At 53.8% G+C, this 7,189-nt stretch carries 6 protein-coding genes and 1 pseudogene; 4 read left to right on the top strand and 3 right to left on the bottom strand.

Annotation, left to right across the window (positions count from 1 at the left end):
* The 3 genes and pseudogenes from CAG02_RS21565 to CAG02_RS21555 all read left to right on the top strand — a co-directional run.
* Positions 1-481, top strand: a pseudogene (locus CAG02_RS21565) (DUF2345 domain-containing protein); the annotation flags it as partial.
* A complete protein-coding gene (locus CAG02_RS21560) occupies positions 478-1,311 on the top strand; it encodes a DUF4123 domain-containing protein (RefSeq protein ID WP_170931629.1) in 834 nt (277 codons plus the stop codon). The pseudogene CAG02_RS21565 and the gene CAG02_RS21560, both read left to right, overlap by 4 nt.
* 19 nt (positions 1,312-1,330) lie before the next feature.
* Positions 1,331-3,835 carry a LysM domain-containing protein gene (locus CAG02_RS21555; RefSeq protein ID WP_085711620.1) on the top strand — a complete coding sequence of 835 codons (2,505 nt, stop codon included), beginning with the start codon at positions 1,331-1,333 and terminating at the stop codon, positions 3,833-3,835.
* Positions 3,836-3,873: 38 nt separating this feature from the next.
* On the opposite strand, the gene CAG02_RS21550 is transcribed toward CAG02_RS21555, so the two are convergent.
* Positions 3,874-4,866: an SUMF1/EgtB/PvdO family nonheme iron enzyme gene (locus CAG02_RS21550; RefSeq protein WP_085711621.1), complete on the bottom strand. Its 993-nt coding sequence runs from the start codon at positions 4,864-4,866 to the stop codon at positions 3,874-3,876.
* A 143-nt stretch (positions 4,867-5,009) separates the two neighbouring features.
* Between CAG02_RS21550 and CAG02_RS29640 the strand changes: the two genes are divergently transcribed.
* Complete coding sequence (locus CAG02_RS29640) at positions 5,010-5,276, top strand: hypothetical protein (RefSeq protein ID WP_139831897.1); 267 nt, start codon at positions 5,010-5,012, stop codon at positions 5,274-5,276.
* Positions 5,277-5,313: 37 nt separating this feature from the next.
* Here CAG02_RS29640 and CAG02_RS21545 read toward each other — a convergent pair whose 3' ends face one another.
* Complete coding sequence (locus CAG02_RS21545) at positions 5,314-6,306, bottom strand: SUMF1/EgtB/PvdO family nonheme iron enzyme (RefSeq protein WP_256576920.1); 993 nt, start codon at positions 6,304-6,306, stop codon at positions 5,314-5,316.
* An 81-nt stretch (positions 6,307-6,387) separates the two neighbouring features.
* Positions 6,388-7,110: a tellurite resistance TerB family protein gene (locus tag CAG02_RS21540; RefSeq protein WP_085711622.1), complete on the bottom strand. Its 723-nt coding sequence runs from the start codon at positions 7,108-7,110 to the stop codon at positions 6,388-6,390.
* Positions 7,111-7,189: the final 79 nt, after the last annotated feature.

Here is a 7,189-nt window from a genome sequence, read left to right as displayed (position 1 = left end):
CACGGAATTCAAGGCCGAAGAACACCACACCGTCTACGCAGACCGCAAAGTCGAAGCCCGCGCCAACGACCACCTGACCGTGGGCGTGAACCAGCACATAAAGATCGGCACCGGGCAGTTCATCGACGCGGGGCAGGAAATTCACCTGAGCAGCGGCATGAAGGTGGTGCTGGAGGCCGGGGCCGAACTGACGCTGGTCGGTGGCGGCAGCTTCATCAAGATCGATGGCGGCGGCGTGACCATGAGCGGGCCGGCGATCAATATCAACTCCGGCGGTGGGCCGGGTAGCGGGACCGGTGCGGCACCTCTGATGCCGGGCGTGCTGAAGCAGGCGGATGCCGATAAGGCCGGCCAGGTCGTCAAGCCTTCCCTCGGCGCCTTCAAGGCACAGTCAAAGGCAGGCGTGTTGTTGCCGACGCCGTCATGTCATCTCGACGCGACCGGGTGCTGCCCGGTTCACCAGACGGGAGCGTCAGCATGATTACTTCCATCCAGTCGCCTTTCGAGCAACCTGCGGCAACCGGCGCAATGTGCCTGATTCTGGATCGCAGTTTTGATCCAGACCTGCTGAGCCACCTGTTTCAAGGCGAAGAACAATCCAGGCCCTGCTGTATTCCATTGTTTACAAACACGCCTTACGCCGAGCTCCAGCCTGCTGGCCCCTATGTCGTCATGTACCCGGAAAAGCAGGCAGCCGCGAGTTATGCCAGCAAACTGCTGGAGCAATCCGATGCCGGGTGTGTCGCCTGGTTAAGTGATCCGGCCCTGCTGGATCAGGGCATTGAACACTGGCGCAGTCTGCTAAGCGCGAAAACCGATGAAGAACCTCAGCAAATGATGCGCTTCTATGAACCGCGCTGGCTGGAGCCTCTGCTTCTTAGCCTCAACGAAGCTGAAAAAGCCCAATTCGTCGGTCCGTTCAGTGGCATAGCCTGGCGCAATGAGATCGGCTGGAGGTATTACGCCAAGTCGCCTCAAAGCGTTTCAACGGAAACTCAGGCTCCGGGCTGGCTGTATTTGAGCCCGGAACGCCAGGCGCTGATCGAGCAGGGCCGGCTAAAGGTGATAGCAACCCGATTTGCCGACGACTATCACGAAGTCTTGCCCACAGAGGATGGCGTCGAATTCGTCCACCGCCAATTGCTGGCCGGACAGGACATGGGCTACGAGCAAATGGCCGATCAGGAACGATGGCTTCGTGTCGCCATCCAGCGGGGGGACAGTTTCTGGGATCACTCCCCGGCCGTCGAATTACTGGCGCGTGACGACGTCGCGCTGGGCGACAAGCTGACGCAATTGGAAAGCCTGTGAATCACAAGGACGATGCGCAATGAGCAACACCTACACCGTTAAGAGCGGCGACACTCTTGGCAGCATTGCCGCCGCCAACAAATGCTCCGTGTCGGATCTTCGGGGACTGAACCCGATCATCACAGATCCCAATCACATCAAGGTCGGCTGGGTACTGAAATTACCTGCGGCAAAAGCCCTGCCGCCACCCAAACACGCCGACAACCAAAGCACGACGGCTGTCAAAGGTGCCGTCGAGTGCAAGGACGAACTGGTCGATGTCGTACACATCACCGGAGATGAACACTTTTACGTACTGACTGAAAAAGAGTCGAAAGACCTCAAGCAGCAAAGCGACCTCGTCAAAAAGCTCATGGACGAGCTGCATCAGAATCTGGCCAAGGCGACCGAAGCCAGCAAATGCGCCAAGACCAAGGATCCTCAGGCTGGCTGCTCCTGCTCGCGTTGCGTCAAAGATGACTGGAACGCCAAGGCCGAGGAAGCAGGCCTGCTGCAACGCTCCCCTCCCCCGGCGGAAAAACCGAAAACTGTCATCGAGCGCAAGGAGGATCTGCAAGGTCAACTGGCGACCGTGCAAAAGGCCCGCGATTGGTATAACCGATACACGCCCCAGCCGGCCTTTGAAGGCAATTATCTGGAAACCAACTGGAGAGGCTTACGAGACAAAAAAGTCGCCGAACTCAATGCAGAGATTCAATCACTGCGCAACCGGATTGCCGCACAAGGCAAAGCCGAAGCCGGCGACAGCTCCACCAGCGCCAACGGTGCAGCACCGGACATCAAACATGGCAAAGGGAAAGCCTCTGACACCCAGAAAGGCAAGCAGGTCAAAACCGGGATTACGGTGGTCGAATACATCTCCTTCCGTGACCCGTCTCGCCGCCACTACATCCCGGTACGCACCCGAGAACAGCTCACCTGGAGTGTCAAAGTCCCGACCACGGTGATGCAAGGCAAGCCACTGGACAAAAATCTGGCCAAGGATCTGATCAAAGACATCCGTACGGCCGTTAATGATGGTCGCAAGACCAGCCCTCTGGGCAGCCTGGAAGCCAAATTCACATCGTGGACGAGCAAGGACGACAACCTGCTCAATGCACTGCACAAAGAATGTTCGTGGACCTCCAACGAAGCGGACTCCGCGATGTACGCCGTGTCGGCCGAAGCCCACGCGTTCCGTTTCGCAGCCACGGCCAGTGCCGGTATCAACAGCTGGGAACCCGGCAAAGGCAATATCGAACTCGGTGTCAAAGGCAGCGCAGCAATCTCTCTGGCCGAAGGCTCCGTTGCACTCAAGAGTTACTTTCCCGACCAGGGTGGCTACGTGGTGCGCATGCCGTACCGCAATGCCGAAGGCAAGGAAGTGGTCAGCGACATCGGTATCTTCCGGCTTGACGGCAAGGTCGAGTTGTCTTGCTTCCTTGGCGCCACCGCGCAAGGCCAGGCAGGTGCCAAAGCCCAGTACAAGCCCAAGGAAGTAGAAGCCTCCGGCGTGACCGCACTCTTGAGTACGCCCGACCTGGCTGTCGACAAGAAACGCGGCGGCAGCCTCGGCCTGAAGGGCAACGCATTCGCGGGCGTCCAGGGTGGCGGAACCGTAACCGGAACATTGAAGTGGCTTGATTCCACCAAACAAGGCGTGGGCAAGATCACGCCCGGACAGGCGAATGACAGTGGGAGTACGGACTGGTCGAGCCTGGTGGAAATCAAGGCGGAGGGGAATGTCGCACTCGGAATCGGAGCGAGCTTTGATTTTGGTATCGAAATTCGCGCCGACCGGTTGGCAATTAATTGCAAGGCAAGCTTAGTTTTCGGACCGGGTGCAGGTGGTGGCTTTGGTACAGTTTTAGATATAGAAAAAATTGGAGATTTAGCATATGTGCTGTGCAGCGCATTATCCAAAGCTGACTTCCACTACCAACTAGCAGTAACAAAAGATGCTTTCAACTACATAGCTAGAGGTCTTTTCCAAATAGTTACTCATCCCGGAGAAGCACTGGGTAAGGCTTTCTCTGACAGCGCGCGAGATATGGCGACCTGGTGGCAAAACCGCGAAGCCACGAAACTAGAAGCACAAAAAATGGCCAATTACCTGCTCAAAAACCAAGCCATAAATGTCAACAACAAAAGAATCCCTCTAAATATTCTGCCTCCCGAAACAATTGGCCCAATGATTTATCTTTTGACTGAAAGCTTTGTTGAGAGTTGGGCAGAGGATCAAGAGAAGGCTGTTATCCTTCTACTTTCACACCTCAGTAGCTGGCGGCATTTCATCCAAGTACTTGAGCACTGCTCGAAAGGTGGAGAAAAAGTCGAGCCTATGAAGAGTTTAAATCGAATTAATGCATTACTCGACGGAGCCGAACAACAACAGTTCAATCGTTTCATCAAGTCCTTGGCAGTCAATAACGAGTCAACAAGCAGGCCAGCGGGGATGCTCGCATGGAATCCCGGCCTACCATGGCGAAAAGAAAAGACGTTGATCGCTGCAAAGAGAAGTAATTTATATAACGGTCTAGCTTAAAAAAGGCGCCCAAAAGGGCGCCCACAAAGTCACGAAAATTACAGAGGCCCATCAGTTTGAACTGCACACCGAAAGCTCGTATCACTCGTATGATATTTTTGTGGAGAGCTTGCAGGCCAACGACGAATCATTGGAGCAGCAGATAATGGAGCTTCTAAAACAGTTGAGCCACGTCTGATTTTTTGAGTACCGAACTCTGGCCCTTGTGGATTCTCATGAGGAGAGTTTTTGTAATAGTCTTTCCCGTACCAGTCGCTAACCCAATCAGTTGAGTTGCCGGAAAGGCCGTATATACCTATAGAATTAGGTGCAAAGCGATCAACTGGGAAATTATTCTCCTCATCTTCAAGAGGAAAATTTTTTCCATAATCTAAACTCCCAGTATCTGTAGGAAATAACAAATGCTGCCCACGACTGCGAGCAGCATATTCCCATTGCGCCTCAGTTGGCAGTCTCACTGCATAACCACTAAGGTCGCCAAGCCATTGACAATAGTCGCTGGCCTCTTGCCAGTCTTGAGTAGGGGCAGGTAAATCCGGCTGATAACGAAACTTTAAGTCTTCACGCTCTCGATACTTCTGATCAAACAACGGTTTATTATTCACAACGAAAAACAGATCAAAATCTCTCAAAGTAGCTTGAAACTTAGAAAGGTAATACCCGCTCAATTTAACCGAATGCACAAAATCGTCATCGCTATTTGGACTGATATTACAAAGCTGCTCGGGCTCCTGCCCGCAAGGCCAGGAGCAAACATCCGTTTCGTCGTATTCGCAAGCCCAGCCAAAGTCGCCCATATCAAACTGGCCACCTTCGACAAACACCATATTGTCAATCGACTGCACTACGGTGTTGAGGACCTTTTCACGCAGATCGCTGGAAAGGTTCGGATACTTGTTTTTGATGGTTGCCGCAATCGACGCGACTTTTTCCGGCGTCAGGCTTTTGCTGACTGGCAATGGGCCGGATTCGGCCTCGCAGCCGGCCAGAAAAAACAGGGCCGGGAGGGCAAGCACAAACTGACGTAACACGGGCAATTTCCTTATAAGGTGCGTCAAAGGCCAAACCTTAACATCCCCTGCCCTGTCTCACAAAAACCTGAATACCTCCTCCTCCACAAAAGCCAACCTGACCTGCCTCTCCAACTCAGCCTTCAACCCCGGCCCCAGCTCAAATGCCGAGCCAGCTCATCCAGACACCTTCTCCCTATCCCTACCATTACACTCGGCACACACACCTCCCCTGCAATCTCCGGCGTGTTCGCCATGCGCAACGTCGGCAGGCTCAAGGGGTGATTGGGTTTGGTGTGAAGCCAGGGTTTGAGTTGCTGATCATTGTCGAGTTTGGTGAATTCGTCGATCAGTTGACGTGCGTGATCATCGATAAGGCTGTCGGCTTAGTCAGCGGCCACAAGGACTTCGACGATAAAAAAGGTGACTGATTGACAAATTTAAAATAAATCCTTCGCCTTTTGTTGTTTAAAGCGGCTTATCTGTTTGAGTTGCACAACGAAAACTCGTGCCCGGATAATACGCTTCCTCATTTGGATTCTCAGGCCAGCGCCTAACAACAGCAGCGGCCGACAATGGCGCCTCCGGGTAATTTGAGCCGCGCTTTACTTTCTGCTTCCCGGTTTCTGGACCTTGCGGATTATCGACTGGAGAGTTTTCATAGTAGTCCTTGTCATACCAATCATTTACCCAATCGGTTGCATTACCGGACATATTATAAAGACCTAGCGAATTGGGAAGAAACCTATCAACGAAGAACGTCTCCCCCACCCCTTCAACCGGAAAATTCTTACCGAAATCCAGACTTCCACTATTAGTTGTAAACAATATATGCGCACCCCGACTCCTGGCAGCAAACTCCCATTGTGCTTCGGTTGGCAGATCTACTGCATAACCACTAATACCACCTATCCACAGACAGTAGTCCTTTGCTTCTTGCCATGTCTTTGTCGGCGCAGGAAGCCTGGGAGAATACATACTCTTTAAATCTTCTCTCTCTCGAAATTTAACATCAAACACCTCCTTGCCCTGCGCTGTAAAAAACACATCAAAATCGCGCACAGTAGTTTGATATTTAGAGAGATAGTAAGAGCTCAAATTTACCGAATGAACAAAGTCATCATCACCGCTACGACTGATATGACAAAGCTGCTCCGGCTCCAGCCCGCAAGGCCAGGTACAAACATCCGTTTCATCGTATTCACAAGCCCAGCCAAAGTCGCCCATATCAAACTGACCACCTTCGACAAACACCATGTTGTCAATTGACTGCACTACAGTGTTGAGGACCTTTTCACGCAGATCGGTGGAGAGGTCGGGGTACTTGGTTTTGATGGTTGCCGCAATCGACGCGACTTTTTCCGGTGTCAAGCTCTTGCTGACGGGCAATGAGTCGGACTCGGCCTCGCAACCGGCCAGAAAAAACATGGTCGGAAGGGCGAGCAAAAACTGACGTAACACGGGCAATATCCTTATAAGGTGCGTCAAAGGCCAAACCTTAACATCTCCTGCCCTGTCTCATAAAAACCTGAATATCTCCGCTTAAACCAAAGCCACTCTCACCTGCCTCTCCAACTCAACCTTCAACCCCGGCTCCAGCTTCAACTGCCGCGCCAGTTCATCCAGATAGCTCTTCTCCATGAAGTTCTCCTCATCCACCATCATCACGCTCGCCACGTACATCTCGGCGGCCATCTCCGGCGTGCTCGCCGCGCGGGCGACGTCGGTAGGGTCGAGGGGTTTGTTGAGTTCGGCGTGGAGCCAGTGTCTGAGCTCCTGGTCGTTGTCGAGTTTGGTGAATTCGCCTTCGATCAGTTGGCGCTCGCGGTCGTCGATATGGCCGTCGGCTTTTGCGGCGGCGACCAGGGCTTTGAGGATGGCCTGGCTGTGTTGTTCGACTTGCGCCGGTGGCAGGCGATCGAGGGTTTGCGGTTCGCTTTGTGGGGCGGTGCCTTTTTGGGCGTTCCAGTTGCCGTAGGCTTTGTAGGCGATCACGCCCAGTGCGGCGAGGCCGCCGTAAATGGCGACTTTACCGCCAACCTTGCGGGCCTTTTTGCTGCCCAGCAGCAGGCCCATGGCGCTGGCTGCCAGGGCACCGCCGCCTGCGCCTGACAGCAAACCGCCGAGTGCGCCATTACCGGAAGATCCGCCCAGCAAGCCGCCCAAACCACCGGCAGCCGGTTTGTTCTGCGCCCCGCCCGCCTTGTTCTGCAGCAGGTCCTGGCCGGACTTGAGGAGTTGATCGAGCAATCCACGGGTGTTCATGTTCCGTCTCCAAACAGGGGTTATCCGGATCAATAAGGCCCTCAGCCTAGTTCGAAAGTGCCCGTCACTTGGGTGCAAG

The organism is Pseudomonas sp. R43(2017), assembly GCF_002112345.1.
Lineage (GTDB): Bacteria > Pseudomonadota > Gammaproteobacteria > Pseudomonadales > Pseudomonadaceae > Aquipseudomonas > Aquipseudomonas kribbensis.
The sequence above is the reverse complement of the archived record's forward strand: the minus strand, read 5'-3'. Positions and strand labels throughout refer to the sequence as shown.